The sequence below is a fragment of the Asticcacaulis currens genome, from assembly GCF_028550395.1.
GTDB lineage: Bacteria > Pseudomonadota > Alphaproteobacteria > Caulobacterales > Caulobacteraceae > Asticcacaulis > Asticcacaulis currens.
On record NZ_JAQQKW010000005.1, the window covers coordinates 168212 to 187292 of the forward strand.

The window sequence follows — 19081 nt, forward strand, 5'->3', positions numbered from 1 at the left end:
TGCCGGATGCAACCCTGAATAAGATTTACGTGACCCGCGCGCACAAAAAAAGCCAGCGTTTCCGCTGGCTTTTTCCGTTTTGATGGCCGCGTGGCCGATCAGTATTCGTCGTCTTCCTCGTCGTGGACGGGCTTGGACGGGGCCGAGCCGAAGACGTCTTCGACCGTCAGGTCGGCCTTGCGGCTATAGGTGTCTTCTTCCTCATCGAACGGCACCACGACCGGGGCCGCCGGTTGCAGCGACGGATCGTCCAGCGGGATGCCCAGCTTTTCGGCCTGCTTGCGCTTCACTTCGGCGGCCTTTCTGACGGCGGCGTCCAGCTCGATCTGCGAGACGAGACCCAGCGTCACCGGGTCCACCGGCTTGAGGTTGGCGGCGTTCCAGTGGGTGCGGTTGCGCACCTGCTCGATGGTGGTCTTGGTGGTGCCGAGCAGCTTGGAAATCTGCGCGTCCGTGACTTCCGGGTGGTTCTTGACGAACCAGTAGATGGCGTCCGGGCGGTCCTGACGGCGCGACACGGGGGTGTAGCGCGGGGCCTTCTTTTGCGGCTTAAGCAGTTCGGCGTGGCGGCTCTTTTGCGCCTGCATACGGTAGGACGGGGTCTTTTCCGCCTTGTCCAGTTCTTCGCGGGTCAACTGACCATTGGCGATCGGGTCGGCCCCGCGGATGTCGCGCGCCACTTCGCCGTCGGCAATGCCTTTCACTTCGAGCAGGTGCAGGCCGCAGAAATCGGCGATCTGCTCGAACGAGAGGCTGGTATTATCGACCAGCCACACGGCGGTCGCTTTCGGCATCAGAATTTCGGCCATATTCAGTCTCACAAATAGCTACGCCCGGCCTTTGCGACCGGGCGTGAGGGGATTCTTGTCACCGCTATAGACCGATTTTTCATCGAAGGGAATAGGATTATCCGCGACAAAACGGGTAGCCGGATCACCACCTCAGCACCACCTTGCCCGTGTGCTGGCCGCTATCGAGATAGGCCTGCGCCGCTCCGGCGTCGGCGGCGTCGAACACTTTGGCAAGCACCGGGCGGATGGCCCCGCCTTCGATCAGCGGCCACACGCGTTCGGCCACCGCCGCGCTGAGGCGGGCCTTTTCGTCGGCGCTGCGCGGTCTGAGCATCGAGCCCGTCAGTATGCCCTGCTTCTGCATCAGACGCGGCAACTCGATTTGGGTGGTGTTGCCGCGGATCATGCCGACCTGCACGATGCGGCCCCGGAGTTTGAGGCACAGGATGTTTTTGGGCGTGTAGTCGCCCCCCATGATGTCGAGCACCACATCGGCCCCGCCAAGGTCTTTGACCGGGGTGACAAAATCACTGTCGCTGGTGTCGATCACGTGATCGGCCCCCAGCGCCTTCACCCACGCCGCCCGCTCCGCCCCGCGCACCGTGGCGATGACGGTGGCGCCAAACCCCTTGGCCATCATCACCGTCATCGAGCCGATACCGGAATTGGCCCCGTGGACCAGCACGGTCTCACCCGCCTGCAACGCCCCGTGCTCCATCAGATTGGCATAGACGGTCAGGCACACTTCGGGCAGGCCCGCCGCTTCGGCCTCGCTCAGACCGCGCGGCACCGGCAGGAGGTGGCGGGCATCGACGCTGACAAATTCGGCATAGCCGCCGCCATTGACCAGGCTGCACACGCGGTCGCCCGCTGTCCACAGGTTTTCGTCGCTGTTGACGGTTTCGACCGTCCCGGCGACCTCAAGGCCCATAATCGGCGACGCACCGGGCGGCGGCGGGTAGCTGCCCTGTCTTTGCAGGATGTCGGGGCGGTTCACGCCGGCGTGGCTGACCCGAATTAACACATGTCCCCGCCCCACTTCGGGACGCGGCACATCGGCCACATACAGATCGTCGCCGGAATGGCCGCCGTCGCGGATGAGAATAGCTTTCATGATCAACCGTGCCGCTTGCTTTCTTCGCCCCATGGGGGTTTTATAGGCTATGTAGAGACATTTGGGGCGGGCGCAACGGTTCGCGCGCTGGCTGCAAAGGTTTTCGCGCCTCGACATAACCCCCAGAGGAGACGCCGCATGTCGGACGAGGAAGCGTTACATTCCGCTTTTCGCTCAGGCACAGGGCCGGGCGGGCCGCTGAATGCCTTGATCCGTGAGGATCTGAGCGGTTATTCGGTGATCGACCTTAAAGAGCGCATCGGCGCGCTTGAGGCCGAAATCGTGCGTACCCGGACCATGCTCGACTCCAAGCAGTCCGGGCGCAGCGCGGCAGAAGCCCTGTTCTCCTTCAAGGGGAGTTAGGGCTTTGTTAGGGTTCGGCGTGGCAGGTGCGCGCCCCGTCTTATCGCTTCGGGTGGCACGCCCGTTGCAGGACAGGCGGTGACCCCAAGAGTGCGGTTTGCGTACTCTCGTATTGTGTGTTTTGAGATTTTCCGAAGGCCAGCCATGTCCGATACCGGTGCCGTAGTTTCCCTGTCCCAGCGTGCGGACCTCGTGCGTGATTTTGCCCGTTCGGACCTGTTTGACCGGACCTTCCGCGAAGGTATGGGTCTGGTGGAAGAAACCGCGGCCTATCTGGATGGCGATGGCCGTCGCGACTCGCGCATCCTCAGCCGCGAAGACGCTCTTCTGTATGCCGGTGAATCCATGCGCCTGACCACGCGCCTGATGCAGATTGCCTCGTGGCTGCTGGTGCAGCGCGCCGTGCGCGAAGGCGATATGGAAGCCAGCGACGCCTGCGACGAAAAATATCGCCTGTCGGCCGCCGCCCAGAGCGAATATGGCGATCAGCTCAAGGTGCTGCCGCAGGGGCTTTTGGAACTGCTGGACCGCTCCAACCGCCTGTACGACCGCATCTCGCACCTCGACCGCCGTATGTTCGTCGAAGCCGAAGCCGACAAGCCGCAGACCAATCCGGTGCTGGATCAGATGGCCCTGCTGCGCAACACGTTTGGCAATCTCTGATATCCTCCTCCGCTGTAGCGAAGCGGGCGGGATGGAAAAACTTGCCCCCGGCCCGCTTTTGGGGCAGGACGAGGCGATGACCTCGCAACTCTACCTCATCACGCCACCCAGCATTGCCGACCACGCCGCCTTTGCGCGCGCTGTGGACGACGCCCTGTCGGCTGGCCCGGTCCCGGCCCTGCAAATCCGCCTCAAAGACGTGTCTCTGGATGAAATCCGCGCGCTGACGCGGCTGATCACGCCGATCGCCCACCGGCACGGTACGGCGGTGCTGATGAACGACCATGTCGATCTGGCGAAGGAATTGCGTCTTGACGGCGTGCACGTGGGTCAGTCCGACACACCCTATAAGGAGGCGCGCAAGCGGCTGGGGGGCGAGGCCATGATCGGCGTCACCTGCCACAATAGCCGCCATCTGGCCATGGAAGCCGCCGAGGCCGGGGCCGACTACGTCGCCTTCGGGGCCTTCTATCCCACCGCCACCAAGACGGTCGAACACATGGCCGAACTGGACACCCTGACCATCTGGCAGGAGACGATGGAAGTCCCCTGCGTCGCCATCGGCGGCATCACCGCAGCAAATGCGGCCGAAGTCTCCGCCGCCGGAGCCGACTTTATCGCCGTATCCGGCGCCGTCTGGACCCATCCGGACGGCCCGGCGGCCGGCGTCAGGGCGCTGCTGGCGGCGATTTAGGGCCACACCGCCTCCAGTCATAGTACTGCCAGCCCAGCGCACCGGTGTAGAGCGTCAGGCACAGGGTGTCCCCCGGTTCGGTCTTGCGATAGGTCTGCGTTCCAATAGGCAACTTGCGGACCTGCGTTACAGGCCCCCAAGGCTCCACGCGCACAAACTTGGCCCCATAGCGTCCGGACGTCTTGCTGAGCACCTCCGTTTCAAAAGACTGCGGGGGCGCCGTCTCATAGGCGCCGTTGGCCAGGGTGAGGGCACTGAAGGCGTAGATCAGATTTACGGGCAGGATCAGCCAACTTATGACGCGACGATCCCCCATTTTTTGTACGATCAGCAAACCGAGCGCCGCGACCAGACCGCCCCCCAAGATCGCTGCCTCGTCGACGGGCTCAAACCGGAAATAAGCGACCAGTGCTGTCGTCACCACAGGCCAGACCGCTATATGCCAGACGGGCAAGGTCCGGCGGGGTTGGCCGAAAAACGACCACCGCCCACCCGACAGAGCTGGCAGCCCACATACCAGCACCGGAATAAGCACGGCAATCACCCGAACGGGCGGATACCCGCTGATCAGTGTCCAGAAAGCCACCATGCCGGAGAGGCCTGAGAGGACGCCAAGAAACGCTTTATGGTTATAAATCCGCGCTTCACGAACCTCGGTCGGACCAAAGCCAGGGTTGGTGAGCAGTGCCCTGTTCTTGAACGTCTCCTCCGTGGCCTCCAGATCGGGCAGCCCGTTCAGCCAGTCCGCAAGGGCGGTTTGCGCGCCGCCAAATAAGGACACCTTTATACGCCATAAGTCGCCGTCTAGGGTCCGGACCTCTATATGGGTTACGGATTTAGAGGTCTTGAGCCCCCAACCCAGCACCTCCTGCCGTCGCACTCTGTGAACCTTGAAGGCGGCTCGCCATTCGACCGCCTCAGCATCCAGTTTTAGATAGGCAAAGTAGCTGCTGATATAGGTAACCCCTGAGACCACCGCGCCGCTCAGGCTCATGCCGCATATGAGCAGGCGCAGCGAAAGGCGCTCGTCTGTGGAGACGATCAGCCCCAGCAGGAAGATCCCCACACAGAAAAGCAGCAGCAAGATGATCTCCTGCCGGTCGTATTTCGTGCGACGAAAGTTTTTTTCGACTGACATGCCCTACCCCTGAGTAAGGGGATACAAAGGGTCCCGCCCACAGTCAACCAGAGCGCAACGCGCGTCTTACTCCACCGCCGCCGCAGGTGACGGCCAGCCGACCGACATTTCGACGATGACCGGTTGCAGCGCCTGCATATTGGGGTTGGAAGACGCCACCTGCGTGTCGCCGACAATATCGCTGGTCATCTGACCGGTGTGGCCTTCCGGCGGGGCGAAGCGCAGGCTCAGCACGCAGTCGCCCGGCATCATGCCCAGCGTGCCGCCCTTGAAGTCCGCCGCATAGCCGCCGTAGTCCCAGTCAAAACCATAGAGATCGAACCCCTTGCCATTGGCCGCTTCGACCGCTTTGAGCGGGGAGCCGATGCGGATATTGCCGGGGCCGTACCACTGCACCGCGCCGCGACCGATGCGCACATCGGCCACCTGTGTCTTGGCCTCGTCCCAGAAGGTAACGACGACCTTGCGTGCCGGATCGTCGGGATAGAGGACGATGGCGCTTTCGGTCGTGCCTTCCGGACCCGGCACCGTTTCTTCGCGCGCTTTTCCGGCATAGGTCTGAAGCAGTTGTGCCGCCGTGGCGGATTTGCCGACAGGCCCTTCGCAGGACAGGGGTTGCGCGCCCTTTTCCGTCGCCGACTGAGAGGCGGTGGACGAAGCGTCACCAGAGGCCGCCGGCTTGTCCGGTTTGCCACAGGCCGTCAGGGTCAACAGGGCCATAAGGGCTAGTCCGGTCGGCTTAAGCATGTCACGCTCCTCTTTATCTCGATGTCCCTACCATGCGCTGCCCGTCATAAAAAGTCGATTCCCGGCACCGCGACGTGGCCCCCTTGCCTCGTTGGGGGTAAGCGTGTAGTAACGCGCGCACACTATTCTGGGCGTCCGCGCTCGCTCCTTGACAAGTCGAATCCATGAAAATCAACGCCAATACCATCAAACCGGGCATGATCCTCGAATATCAGAACGGTCTGTGGGCCGTCGTGAAGACCGAGCACGTGAAGCCCGGCAAGGGCGGCGCCTTTGCCCAGGTCGAAATGAAGAACCTCGTCACCGGCACCAAGCTGAACGAGCGCTTCCGTTCCGACGATACGGTTGAGCGCGCCGTGCTGGAGCAACGCGACCATTCGTACCTCTACGAAGATGGCGACATGCTGGTGTTCATGGATCAGGAAAACTACGAGCAGATCTCGCTGTCGAAGGACTGGGTGGGCGAAGATCAGGTTCGCTTCCTGCACGACGGCATGATCGTCGTCATCGAATCCCACGAAGGCAAGCCGATCGGCATGACCCTGCCCGACACGGTCGTGCTGGAAGTCATCGAAACCGAGCCGACCATCAAGGGTCAGACCGCTTCATCCTCCTATAAGCCCGCCAAGGCGTCGAACGGTATGCGCGTCATGATCCCGCCCTTCATGGGCACGGGCGAGCGTATCGTCGTTTCAACCGAAACCGGCGAATATATGCGCCGCGCCGATTGATCTCACGAAAAAGTCCCGGTGTAGGTGCCGGTACGTTTTTCGTGATTTGAGTATTGTCACTTCAGGGCCATTCCTCCGTTCTTCTGAGCAGTTCTTCGCCCTGAAGTGACTTTTTAGTTAGGGCGGCAATCTCACGTCCGCCAAACTTAAAGGAATAAGCCGTGGTAATCCAATCCGCCCTCATTCAGGCCATGGTCGCCGCCATCCGCAAGGCGTGCAAGGGCGTGTCCCGCGACTTCGGCGAAATCACCGAGCTTCAGGTGTCGCGCAAAGGCCCCGGCGACTTCGTGACCGCTGCCGACAAGCGCGTCGAAGCCGCCCTGTTCGAGGAACTGACCCGCCTGCGCCCCGGCTATGGCTTTTTGGGGGAAGAACAGGGTCTGCGCGAAGGCACGGACAAGACGCACCGCTGGATCGTCGATCCCATCGACGGCACCACCAACTTCATGCACGGTATCCCGGTGTTCGCCTGTACCGTGGCACTGGAGCGCGATGGCGAGATCGTCGCGGGCGTGACCTATAACCCGATCACCAACGACCTGTACTGGGCCGAAAAGGGCAAGGGTGCCTATCACAATGACCGCCGCCTGCGCGTCTCGGCCCGCAAGGTGATGGAAGACAGCCTGATCGCCACCGGCCTGCCGTTTGTGGGCAAGACCGGCCACGCCCAGGCCCTGAAGGAACTGCATCAGATCATGCAGCGCACGGCGGGCATCCGTCGTCTGGGGGCCTGCTCGCTCGACCTCGCCATGGTGGCGTCGGGTCAGGTGGACGGCTACTGGGAACGCGGTCTGAAGCCGTGGGATATGGCTGCCGGCACCCTGCTGATCACCGAAGCGGGGGGCAAGGTCGGCTCGCTGGACGGCGATCAGTCGCCGCTGATCACCGGCGAAATGCTGGCCGCCAATCTCGACCTTTATCCGCAATTGCTGGAAAAGCTGCAACTGGCGAAGTAAGCCATTGCCTCGAAGACAAAAAGCCACGCAGAGCGATCTCTGCGCGGCTTTTTGTTGTGAGCCAAACCCTTGTCAGGCGTCGATCAGGGCGGCGGCCTCGGCAGTCTGGCGGACGGGGGTAATGCCCCGGAACACGATGGCGATCAGCTTGTCCGCCTCTTCGGCGTTCATGGAATGGAACCGCCCGGCCAGAAAGCGGAACATCAGCGGCCCGTAGATCAGGTCCAGCCCCATCTGCATGTCGATATCGCTACGCAGATCGCCCCGCTCGACCCCTCGCCGCCAGATGGTCGCCACGGCTTCGCGGCGCTGGTTGAGGAAACTTTCCAGCAGGGCCTGATTGAAGGTCTCATCCCCCTGCCCTTCGGCGATCAACTGCGCCAGGGTGCGCCCGGCGGCCGAGGAATAGAAGGCCATGGCGTCGCGCATCGCCATCAGGAAGTCGTGCTCCGACGACCCGGTGTCCGGGACAACGATCTCATCGCTCATACGTGCCATGAAGGCATCGAAGGCAATATGCAGCTTGTTCGGCCACCACTTATAGAGGGTCGCCTTCGACACCCCCGCCTTGCGCGCAATGGCTTCGGCGGTAATGTCGCGCAGATTGCCCGCTTCGAGCAGGTCCAGCGTCGCCTGAAGGATCTGCTCACGCGCGCTTTCCGAACGGGGGCGGCCGCGCGGGCGCTTGGCAGGAGGCGATACAGGGTCGATAGTCATTTACGCGGCCTCAGATTGATACAAGCTCAGATTACGCCAGGCCGACAGTTCGGCCTGAAGGGCGGTCAGGCGGCGCAGCGCCCGTTCATAAGCACGCGCCCCCAGCACCAGATGACCGGGCGCTTCGGGGAGGTCCATGGCGCGAAGCACGGCCTGCGCACGCCCGGCCATGACCATCTCGTCCAGCTCTTCCTGCCACAGGCGCGCAGGCCCAAGCCGGGTGTCATAGTCCGCGATCACCTGACGCGCGATGATGCGGGCTTCGGGGCCGCCCAGCATACCGGGGTCCACGGTCGTCACCTGAATCCCCAGCGGTTTCAGTTCCTGCGTCAGCGACTCGGACAGGCCGATCACCGCGCCGCGCACCGCGTGGGTCAGGCCAAAGCCTGCCGCCTGTTCCGGATAGCCGGAGGCCAGGGTCACCACATGGCCACGGCGGCGTTCGCGCATGTGCGGCAGCACTTCGCGCATCACATTGAGCACACCGAACAGATTGGTTTCAAACAGGCGGCGCACTTCGAGGTCGCTCGCCTCCTCCACCGCGCCGATCAGGCTGGCGCAGGCATTGTTGACCAGAATATCAATGTGGCCAAAGCAACGGATGGCCGTATCGACCGCCACACGCACTTCGTGGGCGTCATCAGAGTCCATGGCCAGCGCCACCAGCGCATGGGCATAGTCTTCAAACCCGGTGGCAAAGGTTTCCGGGCGGCGGCCCGTGGCCACCACAAAATCGCCGCGTTCGAGCGCAGCACGCACCAGTTCGCGCCCAAGGCCATGCCAGGCCCCGGCTATAAACCACACCCGCTGGCTTCCGAACGCGTCGGAAGCCCCATCGGGCTCTAACAAATCATCTGACACAGTACGCTATCCCAAAAAGGGCCGGTACAGGGAGGACGGCCAAACTCATCCGGATGGGGGGAGGTTCCGGGTTGCCGCTATGTAAAACTATACGTTCAGTATATCAATGATATGAAGACGTGAATACGTATTCAGTCCGTTAAATACGTGAGTTTAAACAGGAAAATTTTTCCCGTATGAGTGGTTTTTTATCCCCGATCACGCGATTTGCGGCCTTATGATACCTTTTCCGCACAACCGTAACAATTGTTGATGCCAGCCGCTGTCTTACGCGCGAGGCGCCTCAGGCCCCGAATTGCAATTCAGCTAAACGGGCATACAATCCGCCCTGCGCCACCAGCTCATCATGCGTTCCCTGCTCGACCACGCGGCCTTCGTCCATCACCACGATGCGGTCTGCCTTGAGCACCGTGGCCAGCCGGTGGGCGATAACCAGCGTCGTGCGTTCGCTCATCGCCTCGTTCAGCGCATCCTGCACCAGCCGCTCGTTTTCGGCATCGAGTGCCGAGGTCGCCTCATCGAGCAGCAGCACCGGGGCCTGACGCACCAGCGCCCGCGCAATCGACAGGCGTTGCTTCTGCCCGCCGGACAGCGACTTGGCGCGCTCCCCCAGAGGCGTGTCGAAGCCCTGCGGCAGGGCCTCGATAAAGGCCTGCGCCTGCGCCTTCATCGCCGCCGTCTGTATCTCTTCGGGCGTCGCGTCCTCGCGGCCGAAGCGGATATTCTCGGCGGGCGAGGTCGAGAACAGGGCGGCGTCCTGCGCCACCAGCGACAGGCAGCGGCGGACCGCCTTGGGGTCGGCTTTGGCGATATCGACGCCATCGAGCGCAATCGTCCCGGTCGTGGGCTCGTAATAGCGCAGCAGCAACTTGAACACGGTCGATTTCCCCGCCCCCGACGGACCGACCAGAGCCACCGTCTCACCGGGCTGCACGCTCAGCGAAAAGCCGCTCAGGACCGGCTGTTCCGGGCGTGCCGGATAAGCAAAATCGACCTGATCAAACACCACCGCTCCGCGCGCTGGTTCCGGCAGAGGCAGCGGGTTGGCGGGCGCAACGATGGTCGGCTGCGCCGTGAGCAGCTCGTCGATGCGCGTCATGGCCCCGGCGGCCTTTTGCACATCGCCCCAGGTTTCCGACAAAGAGCCGACCGATCCGGCCACCAGCACCGACAGCATGACAAACTGAATCAGCGTCCCTTCCGACATCTCTCCGGCCAGAACGGCGCGCGAGCCCAGCCACAGCACAAAGGCAATGCCGCCAAAGACCAGTGAAATGACCAGCGCCGTCATCAGGGCCCGCGCCCCCATGCGTTTCAGCGACTGGCGAAACGCCGTTTCCACACCGTCGCCAAAGCGGCCGCGTGCATAGTCTTCGCGCACAAAGGCCTGCACGGTTTCCAGCGCGTCCAGCGTCTCACCCGCCGTGCCGACGGCGGCAGCAAAGCTGTCCTGCGTCTGGCGCGTCAACTGCCCCACCCGCTTGCCAAAGGTGAACAGCGGCACCAGCACCACCGGGAAGATACACAGTACGAACAGGGTCAGTTTGGGGCTGACGAACATCAGCAGGATCAGGCCGCCGACAAACGAAATACCATTGCGCAGCGCCATGGAGATCGAGGTCGAAACCAGGGTATCGACGATCTGAAGATCGGTGGTCAGGCGTGAAATGACCTCGCCCGTGCGGATTTTCAGGAAGAAACCGGGATCGAGGCCCAGAATGTGGTTGAACACATCCTTGCGCAGATTGGCCACCACCCGCTCGCCCAGCTTGGTGATGTAGAAGTAGCGCAAGGCAGTCGCCAGAGCCAGCACCAGCGCCACTCCGGCCATCACCCCGAACCACAGGTTCAGTTGCGACCCATCCTGAGAGCCAAAGCCGTTGTCGATCAGGTAGCGCGAGGCGACCGTCAGCGACAGGGTGGCACCGGAGGACAACAGCAGAAAGAAGATGGCTAAGACCGCATCGAGCTTCAGCCGTGCAATATAGGGCCAAAGCCGCAGTAAGGGCTTGAGGTTGCGCGTCTTTTCACGCCCGGCCGCGGCGGAGGTGATCTGCCCTACCAGTTCAGCCCCCGATCCGGGGCGGTCATTGAGGGCGTCGGCGTCGCTGTGCGGGGGTGTCTGTGCGGTCATAAACCCGCCTTTAATGCGTTATGGCTTGCGCCGCAACGCCGCTTACGCTATGAGCCGCGCTTCGCTGTAACAGCTTCACCCTTTCTTCGCGTCCGCATCCCTGCTGGCCGGACGTTTTTAAGGACTTAATAGAGATGAAAAAAGACGGTCACCCCGACTATCACTGGATCACGGTTACCCTGACCGACGGTTCGTCCTATCAGACCCGCTCGACCTACGGCAAGGAAGGCGCTGTCCTGAACCTCGACATCGACCCCCGCACGCACCCGGCGTGGACCGGTGGTCAGAACACCCTGCTCGACCGCGCCGGCCGCGTGTCGCGCTTCAACAACAAGTTCGGCGGTTTCCTTAAGAAGTAAGCCTCGAAACTTCGTTGAAAGTTTCAAAACCGGTTCAGGCAACTGGGCCGGTTTTTCGTTGCCCCTCTCCCTGCAAAGCGGGAGAGCCAAGTGAAGTCGATGACAGGCACATTCAACCCGGGTTAAAAACCACAGATTTCACAGATTTCACAGATCAAGAGCGTCTAACGGCGGCTTTATCTGGATTAATTCGGGGCGCGAAGCGCCCATCTGTGCAATCTGTGTCATCTGTGGATACCTTCTCTTCCTGCACACTGGGAGACGGATGCTTACGGCACCACGGTCACGAACAGATAGGTGGCGAAGATCACCAGATGCGTCACGCCCTGCAACACGGTGGTGCGCCCGGTGCCGAGCGAAAAGATCGACACCACGAACGACAGCAGCAGCAGGACCATCGACTTGGTATCGAGCCCCAGCGACAGCGGCCAGCCCATGACGACGCTTAAGACCGCTACCGCCGGTATGGTCAGGCCGATGGTCGCCAGCGCCGAGCCCAAAGCGAGGTTGAGGCTGGTCTGAAGACGGTTGCGGCGCGCCGCCTTGATGGCCGACAGGCTTTCGGGGGCCAGCACAAGGGCGGCGATCAGCACCCCCACCACCGCCAGCGGCAGGCCGGCGCCCACCACCGCCTTTTCGATATGCGGCGATAGGCTCTTGGCCAGCAGCACCACCCCGGCCAGCGCCACGATCAGCACGCCAAAGGCGATCAGGGTCTCTTTGAGCGTCGGCGGCTCGGCATGGACGTCGGGTTTCAGGTCGCCCTCGCCCGACGGCAGGAAGTAGTCGCGATGGCGCACCGTCTGCACCAGCACAAAGGCACCATAGAGGATCAGCGACACCACGGCGACGAAGATCAGTTGCGACGGCGAAAAGAACGGCCCCGGCACAGAGGAGGTGAAGTTCGGCAGGACCAGCGACAGGGAGGCCATGGCCGCCAGCACGCACAGGGCGGAGCTGACGCCTTTGAGCACAAAGCGCTGCTCGTGATGGCGCACGCCGCCGACCAACAGACAGATGCCGACAATACCGTTCATGATGATCATGATCGCCGCAAACACCGTGTCGCGGGCCAGAGTCGCCGTATCGCCTGACCCCGACAGCATCAGCGACACGATCAGCGACACCTCGATAATCGTCACGGCAATGGCCAGAACCAGCGTGCCGAACGGCTCCCCTACACGGTGCGCCACGACTTCGGCATGGTGCACGGCGGCCAGAACGCAGCCCATCATGATGACCGCCGCCCCGATCACGCCCGCCAGCCCCAGATAGGACAGGTGCGCCAGATAGGCCCCCATCCCCAGAAACGGTACGACCAGCGTCCATAAGGGCAGAACCGCGTGTGCGGGGGTATGCAGCATGGCACTCTCTGCCGACGAAGGGGTAGGCGTATCCTTATGGCTTTCGGGGGGCGTTTCTGGCATTCGGTCGCGTAGCTCCTGTGTGGCGAAGGGATGGCCCGGACGGATCGACAGGCCTCGTTTCAGACATAGGGTGCCCGGTCACCGTTTCAAACCCGGACGGAAGCGATTTGTGCGGTTTATCCCGGTTTCCAGCCCGGCGGGGCCATTTCAAATCCGGCAAAATCGAAGCCCGGCGCGACCGTGCATCCGACCAGAGTCCAGTCCCCAAGGCTCTCTGCGCTTTGCCAGCCGCCGACCGGCACCACACCCTGCGGCCTTTGCCCGCTCAGCACATCCGGCCCCAACACCACCTCCCATCCCCGCCCCTCGTGATGCAGGCGGAGCTTCAGCGGCGCACCGGCATAGTAGTGCCAGACCTCGACGGCATCTATGCGATGCCAGTGCGAACGCTCCCCCACCTGAAGCAGGTAATAGATGCACGACGACGCCCCGCGCCCGCCTGAAGGGTTATCGCGGAAGGTTTCGACATAGTGCCCGCCTTCCGGGTGCGCCTGCATCCGCAATTCGGCGATGATAGCCTGAGCGTCGGTCATGGCGCTTCTCCTTTGCAGCCCTCAGCTTAACCTTAATTTTGCGGCGCATCAGGCATAAAACGATTCAGGCATAAAACGATAATGACACGCCGCCGCATATCCTGTAATGCGCGCGCTCATCGTACTGTCACCTTTTGCTGATACGCCGTCAGGTGTAACCCGAGGTAATCCTTCCTGAAATGATCATTCAGACCGCCACGACCGAAACCATCGAAGAAAACGGCTGGGCCACGGCCAAAACCCTGGCCGAAGCCCTGCCCTTTATCCAGATCTACGACCGCGAAATCGTCGTGGTGAAGTACGGCGGTCACGCCATGGGTCAGGAAGAAACGGCGCGCATCTTCGCCTCGGACATCGTGCTGCTGAAACTGCTGGGCATCCATCCGATCGTGGTGCACGGCGGCGGGCCGCAGATTTCAGCCATGCTGGGTCGGGCAGGCGTCAAATCGACCTTTATCGACGGCCTGCGCGTCACCGACGAAGCGACCATGGAAATCGCCGAAATGGTGCTGTCGGGCGCGGTGAACAAGGAAATCGCCTCGTGGATCACGCGCGCCGGTCAGGAAGCCGATGTGCGCGGCGTCGGCCTGTCGGGCAAGGACGCCAGCCTGATCACCGTCGAAAAGGCGACGCGCCTGAAAAAAGACCCGGATTCGATGATCGAACAGGTGGTCGATCTGGGTTTTGTGGGTGAGCCCAAGCGCGTGGACGACAAGCTGCTGCGCACCCTGATCGGCGATCTGGAGCACGACTATGTGCCGGTCATCGCCCCCATCGGCGTGGCCGAAGACGGCGCGACCTACAACATCAATGCCGACACCGTAGCCGGGGCCGTGGCGGGCAAGATGAACGCCAAGCGCATGTTGCTGCTGACCGATATTGCCGGCGTGCTGGACGGTGAAAAGCGCCTGATCCGTCAGATGACGGTGTCGGAAGCCAAGGACCTGATCGAAACCGGCGTTGCCGTCGGCGGCATGATCCCGAAGCTCGAAACCGCCATTGCCGCCATCGACGCCGGCGTGGAGGCCGTGGTCATCCTCGATGGCCGCCGCCCGCACGCCATGCTGGTCGAGCTGTTTACCGAGCACGGCGCGGGCACGCTGATCACGCGGGATGCGTAACCCCTCCTCCCTGTTGCGACGCAATGGGGACGTGGATGCGAGCGTGCGAGCAGACGGAGGGGGATGACTCCGTCTTTATCCCCCGCGCTGGCGACTCAGCAGAGCTGTCATAGAGGCCCATTCCGTCCCTTCGTCTGAGTCGCCCCCTCCGTCACGCCTTCGGCGCGCCACCTGCCCATGCCTGCGGCACAGGGAGGAGAAGGGGCTTGAAACGGCGAACGAAAACGCCGAAACAGGCGGCATGAGCCCGCATCTTCAAAACCTCCCGCACGTTTCCACCTGGCTGTTCGATCTCGACAACACCCTCTATCCGCCCGAAGCTGAGGTCATGGCACTGGTCGAAGGCCGCATGACCGATTTCGTCATGCGCCAGACGGGCCTGCCGCGCGAAGAGGCGAGAACGCTCCAGAAAAAATACCTCTATGAGCACGGGACGACGCTCGCCGGGCTAATGGCCTATCACGACATCGACCCCTATGCCTTTATGAATGAGGTGCATGATGTGTCGCTGGACGGCCTTGTCCCCGACGCGACCCTGAATGCCGCCATCACCGCCCTGCCCGGCCGCAAGCTGGTCTTCACCAATGGCGACGAACAGCACGCCTATCGCATCCTTGACAAGCTGGAGATGACCCCTCTGTTCGAGGACGTGTTTCATCTGGGCCATGCGGACCTGATCCCCAAGCCCAATCTGGCCACCTTTCACCGCATGATGCAAAAGCACGCGGTGACCGGACCTGAAACCGCCTTCTTCGAAGACAGCCCGAAGAACCTCAAGCCCGCGCACGAACTGGGCATGACCACCATTCTCGTCGGCCCGCACGCCGAAGCCAATGCCGATGCGTTCGTGCATATCCGGGCGGCGTCTCTGAAAGCCTTCCTTGCAGAATGAACGATGTTCAATATTTCGATTGACGGGCTGATGCTCTTGAACTACGTTCAATGAACGCCGTTCACAGGCGTGTCACGGAGATCATGGTCATGTTCAAACCGATTGCCCTTATCCTGTTCGCGTCTGCCCTTGCCCTGCCCGCTGCCGCGCAGGACAGCCTTGAAAACACCTCCAAGGCCGCGGCCCATTCCGTCGAAGCCACCGCCCAGTTGTCCGGTGCCGGCGTGATGGTGGTGGCCGGCAGCGCCGCCCTGCCCTTCGTCGCCGTGGGGGCCTCGGCCGAAAGCACCGGTGCGGCGATCCGCGATTCCGGCGAGGCCGTCTGGGACGAAGCCAACAAGCCCCTGAAGGTCAGCCCCGAAACCGTGGTGGCGCAGGACGCGCCGAAGGTTCCAAACGAGGCCGAAAAACTCCAGAAGAAGGCGCAGTAAGGTGTGGCGGGCGGCGCTGCTAGCCGTATCCCTGCTCCTGCCTACCGGCGCGTGGGCGGGCAACGAATCCGGCGACAGCGCCGCCAACGCCAAACCGCATTTCAGCCCGCCGGAAGCCGCCGCCTTCGCCAAACAGATCGAGCAGGATCTGGCGGCCAAAGGCGCGCGGGTGGCCATCGTCTTTCGCACCAGCCGTCCGCATGACAAGCTGCCGCCCGGCATCGCCTATACGCATGGGGCCTTCTGGGTCCACAGCGACATCACCACCGCCGACGGACGCCACCTTCAGGGCTATGCGGTCTATAATCTCTATCACGGCGACGGAAAGACCCTGCCGGTCAGCCAATCCTATCTGAAGCAGGACTTTCCGCTCAATTTCGCCGGCGTCTCAGCCGAAGACGATGTCGGAGTGATCCTGCCAACGCCGGTAATGCAGCGGCGGCTGCGGGCGCTGATCGGCACGCCCGCCTATGCGCACCTGCACATCAGCGACTATTCGCTGGTGTCCAATCCGCTGGAGGCGAAGTACCAGAACTGCGTCGAATTTGTGCTGGATGTTGTCGCGGCGGCGGCGTGGGAGACCGACTCCTACCCGCAGATCAAGGCCAATCTGACGCGCTGGTTTGAACCGACCACGGTCAAGGCCGGTTTCCTGCAACGCACGCTGGGGCCGATGGCCGATGCGCGCCTGCGCACGGACGACCACCCCGGCGCGATCCGTACCGCCACCTATGAGAGCCTGTCGGCGTTTATGCTCAAACATAAGTTGGCCACAGAGGCGTATGTGATCCGGCGCACGCCCTGACCGCGCCTAAGCGTGAGCGAAAAGAAACCTTGATCCGAAGGATCATAGGTCTTAAGGCCCTGTCATTCCTTCTTAGACAGACCTTATGAGAGCCGCCATGTCCGACCTCGCCGCCTTCCACGACGATATCGAAGCCGCCTGGGAAATCCGCGACACCCTGTCGCCGTCCACCACCGGTCCGGTGCGCGATGCGGTGGAAAAGGCGCTGGGCCTGATCGACAATGGCCGCTTCCGCGTTGCCGAAAAGATCGACGGCGAATGGGTCACGCATCAGTGGCTGAAAAAAGCCGTGCTGCTCTCTTTCCGCCTAAATGGCAACCACCTGATGCACACGGGGCGTGGCCTGTTTGAACAGGCACCTATCGGTCCTTTCTGGGACAAGGTGCCCAACAAGTTCGCCACCTGGAAGGCCGAAGACTATCAGGACGCCGGTTTCCGCTCGGTGCCAGGCGCTATCGTCCGCCACGGTGCCTTTGTGGGTAAGAATGTCGTGCTGATGCCGTCGTTTGTGAACATCGGCGCCTATGTCGGCGAAGGCACCATGGTCGATACCTGGGCCACGGTCGGCTCCTGCGCCCAGATCGGCAAGCACGTGCACCTGTCGGGCGGCGTCGGTATCGGCGGCGTGCTTGAGCCGCTTCAGGCCAACCCGACCATTATCGAAGACAATTGCTTCATCGGGGCGCGCTCCGAAGTGGTCGAAGGCGTCATCGTGCGCGAAGGCTCGGTGCTGGGCATGGGCGTCTATCTGGGTCAATCGACGCGCATCGTCGATCGCGCCACCGGCGAAGTCTTTTACGGCGAAGTCCCGCCCTATTCGGTGGTGGTGGCGGGCTCCATGCCCTCGGCCAATGACAAAAACCCGAACGCCCCGCACCTCTATTGCGCCGTCATCGTCAAGCGCGTCGATGCCCAGACGCGCTCAAAGACCGGCATTAACGAACTGCTGCGGGATTAGGTATGTACGGCCGGGGGGTGAGGGTATTTTGCCTGACGTTGCTAGCTGTGAGCAGCAGCGCACAGGCCGGTGAGACGGTTCAGGTGCCTGTGCCGTCCGCCGTAACCCATCCTCTGCCCGAGTTTATCGCCTACGATCAAAATAAGGACGGCGTCCTGACCTTGAGCGAATACGCAAAAGGACGCTGGCCTCTGACGCTCAGACATTTCGACCGCGATCATGATGGACGTGTCGCTTCGCTCGAATGGGTGGACGGCACCTGCTACGACGACGTCTCCAAAGACCCCGAAACGATCCGCAGGTTCCGTAATCAGTGTATCGAGGAGATGAAAGCGGAGTTTGCCCCATCTGGATTCTGGGATTCTGGCGACGACTTTCCCGATATCCGCTTTCAATTCCGGGTTTGGGACTGCAACCGCGATGGCCGCGTCAGTGCGCAGGAACACGCCCTCGCCAGTCAGAGCGTATGTCCAAAACCTAACCGAGATTAGAGCGAGACGATTTTAGGTGGAAACGGCTTATCGCTTTGGCGCCTCCCCTGAAACGAAGTTCGGTGAAGCCAAATCAGGGGAGGTGCTTGAATGACGATTCCATTAAAAGTCATACCGATCTAAATCAGCCATTGTCGTTCGCGGCGGCCGCCACCCCGTCCAGATAACGCTTGGTCTGATCCAGCGCATTGTCAGCCAGTACCGCGCGGCGGCGTTTCAGATCGACCGCGCCAGCATCATAATCCGCCATCAGGGCGCGGACGAAATCGCCCGACTGCACGTCCTTCAGCACCGCATCCATAGCCGCTTTTGAGGCATCGCCGATAATGCGCGGGCCGGTCAGATAGGCCCCGTATTCGGCGGTGTTGGAAATCTTCTCAAAACCGCCGGACATGCCGCGCTCCCACAGCAAATCGACCACCAGCTTCAGCTCGTAGCAGGTTTCAAACCACGCCACCTCGCGCGGATAGCCCGCCGCCACCAGAGTCTCAAACGCAGTGGTGACCAGTTCGCGCGTACCGCCACACAGGACCACCTGCTCACCGAACAGGTCGCTTTCGCATTCGGCCTTCATGGTGGTCTCTAAAATGCCCTTACGCCCGCAACCGAGCGCCGCCGCAAACGACAGGCCGATGGCCTTGGCCTCACCGGTGGCGTCCTGCTGCACGGCAAACAGGCAGAAGACCCCCTCGCCCGCCTCATAGATGTCGCGGATGCGCGGCCCGATCCCCTTGGGCGAGACCAGGAGCACATCGACATCGGCCGGCGGCTTCACCAGCCCGAAATTGACCGACAGCCCATGCGCAAAGATCAGCGCCTGACCGGCCCGCAGGTTCGGCCCCACCTGATCGCGGAACAGGGCCTGATGCGCTTCGTCCGAGGTCAGGACGACGATCGCTTCCGCCCATTGCACGCCTTCTTCGACCGTCACCACCTCAAACCCATCGGCGGCGGCCTTGTCGCGGGTGGCCGATCCGGGTTTCAGCGCCACACGGATGTCCGATACGCCAGAATCGCGGGCATTCAGCGCCTGCGTGCGGCCTTGCGAACCATAGCCGATGACCAAAAGGCGCTTACCGCGGATCACAGCCAGGTCGCAGTCGCGATCATAATAGACGGGCAGAGTCATGACGGGCTATACTCCGGAATGAGAAT

At 62.2% G+C, this 19081-nt stretch carries 22 protein-coding genes; 12 read left to right on the forward strand and 10 right to left on the reverse strand.

Annotation, left to right across the window (positions count from 1 at the left end; all coding sequences use genetic code 11):
- Positions 1–98: 98 nt before the first annotated feature.
- On the reverse strand, positions 99–809 hold the full coding sequence (locus PQU94_RS10100) for a DUF1013 domain-containing protein (protein ID WP_272741343.1): 711 nt from the start codon (positions 807–809) through the stop codon (positions 99–101).
- A gap of 124 nt (positions 810–933) precedes the next feature.
- Positions 934–1905 (reverse strand): NAD(P)H-quinone oxidoreductase, encoded by a 972-nt coding sequence (locus PQU94_RS10105; protein WP_272741344.1) that lies wholly within the window; start codon positions 1903–1905, stop codon positions 934–936.
- Between the two features lie 138 nt (positions 1906–2043).
- Between PQU94_RS10105 and PQU94_RS10110 the strand changes: the two genes are divergently transcribed.
- The 3 genes from PQU94_RS10110 (at position 2044) to thiE (ending at position 3625) form a co-directional block, all read left to right on the forward strand.
- Complete coding sequence (locus PQU94_RS10110; RefSeq protein WP_272741345.1) at positions 2044–2268, forward strand: DUF1192 domain-containing protein; 225 nt, start codon at positions 2044–2046, stop codon at positions 2266–2268.
- Between the two features lie 144 nt (positions 2269–2412).
- The gene (gene rcdA, locus PQU94_RS10115) at positions 2413–2931 is read left to right on the forward strand and encodes a protease adaptor protein RcdA (protein ID WP_272741346.1); all 519 of its coding nucleotides are present in this window, start codon (positions 2413–2415) and stop codon (positions 2929–2931) included.
- 76 nt (positions 2932–3007) lie between these two features.
- The gene (gene thiE, locus PQU94_RS10120; protein ID WP_272741515.1) at positions 3008–3625 is read left to right on the forward strand and encodes a thiamine phosphate synthase; all 618 of its coding nucleotides are present in this window, start codon (positions 3008–3010) and stop codon (positions 3623–3625) included.
- Here thiE and PQU94_RS10125 read toward each other — a convergent pair.
- Both PQU94_RS10125 and PQU94_RS10130 read right to left on the reverse strand, forming a co-directional pair.
- Positions 3600–4763 (reverse strand): hypothetical protein, encoded by a 1164-nt coding sequence (locus tag PQU94_RS10125; RefSeq protein WP_272741347.1) that lies wholly within the window; start codon positions 4761–4763, stop codon positions 3600–3602. The genes thiE and PQU94_RS10125 overlap by 26 nt on opposite strands.
- A 66-nt stretch (positions 4764–4829) precedes the next feature.
- A complete protein-coding gene (locus PQU94_RS10130) occupies positions 4830–5510 on the reverse strand; it encodes a hypothetical protein (protein WP_272741348.1) in 681 nt (226 codons plus the stop codon).
- 164 nt (positions 5511–5674) lie between these two features.
- On the opposite strand from PQU94_RS10130, the gene efp reads away from it, so the two are divergent.
- Together efp and PQU94_RS10140 are read left to right on the forward strand one after the other, a co-directional pair.
- On the forward strand, positions 5675–6241 hold the full coding sequence (efp, locus tag PQU94_RS10135; RefSeq protein ID WP_272741349.1) for an elongation factor P: 567 nt from the start codon (positions 5675–5677) through the stop codon (positions 6239–6241).
- Between the two features lie 161 nt (positions 6242–6402).
- Positions 6403–7197 carry an inositol monophosphatase family protein gene (locus PQU94_RS10140; protein WP_272741350.1) on the forward strand — a complete coding sequence of 265 codons (795 nt, stop codon included), beginning with the start codon at positions 6403–6405 and terminating at the stop codon, positions 7195–7197.
- Between the two features lie 72 nt (positions 7198–7269).
- Here the strand turns inward: PQU94_RS10140 and PQU94_RS10145 are convergent, their stop codons facing one another.
- The 3 genes from PQU94_RS10145 to PQU94_RS10155 form a co-directional block, all read right to left on the reverse strand.
- Positions 7270–7914 (reverse strand): TetR/AcrR family transcriptional regulator, encoded by a 645-nt coding sequence (locus tag PQU94_RS10145; RefSeq protein WP_272741351.1) that lies wholly within the window; start codon positions 7912–7914, stop codon positions 7270–7272.
- A complete protein-coding gene (locus PQU94_RS10150) occupies positions 7915–8718 on the reverse strand; it encodes an SDR family NAD(P)-dependent oxidoreductase (RefSeq protein WP_272741352.1) in 804 nt (267 codons plus the stop codon).
- Positions 8719–9058: 340 nt separating this feature from the next.
- On the reverse strand, positions 9059–10909 hold the full coding sequence (locus PQU94_RS10155) for an ABC transporter transmembrane domain-containing protein (protein WP_272741353.1): 1851 nt from the start codon (positions 10907–10909) through the stop codon (positions 9059–9061).
- A 134-nt stretch (positions 10910–11043) separates the two neighbouring features.
- On the opposite strand from PQU94_RS10155, the gene rpmE reads away from it, so the two are divergent.
- A complete protein-coding gene (rpmE, locus tag PQU94_RS10160) occupies positions 11044–11268 on the forward strand; it encodes a 50S ribosomal protein L31 (protein WP_013479216.1) in 225 nt (74 codons plus the stop codon).
- 269 nt (positions 11269–11537) lie between these two features.
- Here rpmE and PQU94_RS10165 read toward each other — a convergent pair whose 3' ends face one another.
- Together PQU94_RS10165 and PQU94_RS10170 are read right to left on the reverse strand one after the other, a co-directional pair.
- Positions 11538–12695, reverse strand: a complete 1158-nt coding sequence (locus PQU94_RS10165) for a calcium:cation antiporter (protein WP_272741354.1) — start codon at positions 12693–12695, stop codon at positions 11538–11540.
- A 116-nt stretch (positions 12696–12811) separates the two neighbouring features.
- Entirely contained in the window at positions 12812–13228 is a 417-nt protein-coding gene (locus PQU94_RS10170) for a cupin domain-containing protein (protein WP_272741355.1), read from the reverse strand.
- A gap of 179 nt (positions 13229–13407) precedes the next feature.
- Here PQU94_RS10170 and argB point away from each other — a divergent pair, with 179 nt between their 5' ends.
- From argB to PQU94_RS10200, 6 genes are all read left to right on the forward strand, one after another.
- Complete coding sequence (gene argB / locus PQU94_RS10175) at positions 13408–14349, forward strand: acetylglutamate kinase (RefSeq protein WP_272741356.1); 942 nt, start codon at positions 13408–13410, stop codon at positions 14347–14349.
- A gap of 241 nt (positions 14350–14590) precedes the next feature.
- On the forward strand, positions 14591–15241 hold the full coding sequence (locus PQU94_RS10180; protein ID WP_272741357.1) for a pyrimidine 5'-nucleotidase: 651 nt from the start codon (positions 14591–14593) through the stop codon (positions 15239–15241).
- Between the two features lie 89 nt (positions 15242–15330).
- A complete protein-coding gene (locus PQU94_RS10185) occupies positions 15331–15672 on the forward strand; it encodes a hypothetical protein (RefSeq protein ID WP_272741358.1) in 342 nt (113 codons plus the stop codon).
- 1 nt (position 15673) lies between these two features.
- Positions 15674–16477 carry a DUF2145 domain-containing protein gene (locus PQU94_RS10190; protein ID WP_272741359.1) on the forward strand — a complete coding sequence of 268 codons (804 nt, stop codon included), beginning with the start codon at positions 15674–15676 and terminating at the stop codon, positions 16475–16477.
- Between the two features lie 97 nt (positions 16478–16574).
- Positions 16575–17435 (forward strand): 2,3,4,5-tetrahydropyridine-2,6-dicarboxylate N-succinyltransferase, encoded by an 861-nt coding sequence (gene dapD / locus PQU94_RS10195; protein WP_272741360.1) that lies wholly within the window; start codon positions 16575–16577, stop codon positions 17433–17435.
- 47 nt (positions 17436–17482) lie between these two features.
- Complete coding sequence (locus PQU94_RS10200) at positions 17483–17926, forward strand: EF-hand domain-containing protein (protein WP_272741361.1); 444 nt, start codon at positions 17483–17485, stop codon at positions 17924–17926.
- A 124-nt stretch (positions 17927–18050) separates the two neighbouring features.
- Here the strand turns inward: PQU94_RS10200 and ilvC are convergent, their stop codons facing one another.
- A complete protein-coding gene (ilvC, locus tag PQU94_RS10205) occupies positions 18051–19055 on the reverse strand; it encodes a ketol-acid reductoisomerase (RefSeq protein WP_272741362.1) in 1005 nt (334 codons plus the stop codon).
- Positions 19056–19081: the final 26 nt, after the last annotated feature.

Excerpts from the sequence above, each read along its gene's own strand:
- dapD (WP_272741360.1), top strand. The coding sequence starts at position 16,575 with ATGTCCGACCTCGCCGCCTTCCACGACGATATCGAAGCCGCCTGGGAA.
- thiE (WP_272741515.1), top strand. The coding sequence starts at position 3,008 with ATGACCTCGCAACTCTACCTCATCACGCCACCCAGCATTGCCGACCAC.
- efp (WP_272741349.1), top strand. The coding sequence starts at position 5,675 with ATGAAAATCAACGCCAATACCATCAAACCGGGCATGATCCTCGAATAT.
- argB (WP_272741356.1), top strand. The coding sequence starts at position 13,408 with ATGATCATTCAGACCGCCACGACCGAAACCATCGAAGAAAACGGCTGG.
- PQU94_RS10165 (WP_272741354.1), bottom strand. The coding sequence starts at position 12,695 with ATGCCAGAAACGCCCCCCGAAAGCCATAAGGATACGCCTACCCCTTCG.
- PQU94_RS10110 (WP_272741345.1), top strand. The coding sequence starts at position 2,044 with ATGTCGGACGAGGAAGCGTTACATTCCGCTTTTCGCTCAGGCACAGGG.
- PQU94_RS10105 (WP_272741344.1), bottom strand. The coding sequence starts at position 1,905 with ATGAAAGCTATTCTCATCCGCGACGGCGGCCATTCCGGCGACGATCTG.
- PQU94_RS10155 (WP_272741353.1), bottom strand. The coding sequence starts at position 10,909 with ATGACCGCACAGACACCCCCGCACAGCGACGCCGACGCCCTCAATGAC.
- PQU94_RS10170 (WP_272741355.1), bottom strand. The coding sequence starts at position 13,228 with ATGACCGACGCTCAGGCTATCATCGCCGAATTGCGGATGCAGGCGCAC.
- PQU94_RS10100 (WP_272741343.1), bottom strand. The coding sequence starts at position 809 with ATGGCCGAAATTCTGATGCCGAAAGCGACCGCCGTGTGGCTGGTCGAT.
- PQU94_RS10145 (WP_272741351.1), bottom strand. The coding sequence starts at position 7,914 with ATGACTATCGACCCTGTATCGCCTCCTGCCAAGCGCCCGCGCGGCCGC.
- ilvC (WP_272741362.1), bottom strand. The coding sequence starts at position 19,055 with ATGACTCTGCCCGTCTATTATGATCGCGACTGCGACCTGGCTGTGATC.
- rcdA (WP_272741346.1), top strand. The coding sequence starts at position 2,413 with ATGTCCGATACCGGTGCCGTAGTTTCCCTGTCCCAGCGTGCGGACCTC.
- PQU94_RS10125 (WP_272741347.1), bottom strand. The coding sequence starts at position 4,763 with ATGTCAGTCGAAAAAAACTTTCGTCGCACGAAATACGACCGGCAGGAG.
- rpmE (WP_013479216.1), top strand. The coding sequence starts at position 11,044 with ATGAAAAAAGACGGTCACCCCGACTATCACTGGATCACGGTTACCCTG.
- PQU94_RS10130 (WP_272741348.1), bottom strand. The coding sequence starts at position 5,510 with ATGCTTAAGCCGACCGGACTAGCCCTTATGGCCCTGTTGACCCTGACG.
- PQU94_RS10185 (WP_272741358.1), top strand. The coding sequence starts at position 15,331 with ATGTTCAAACCGATTGCCCTTATCCTGTTCGCGTCTGCCCTTGCCCTG.
- PQU94_RS10180 (WP_272741357.1), top strand. The coding sequence starts at position 14,591 with ATGAGCCCGCATCTTCAAAACCTCCCGCACGTTTCCACCTGGCTGTTC.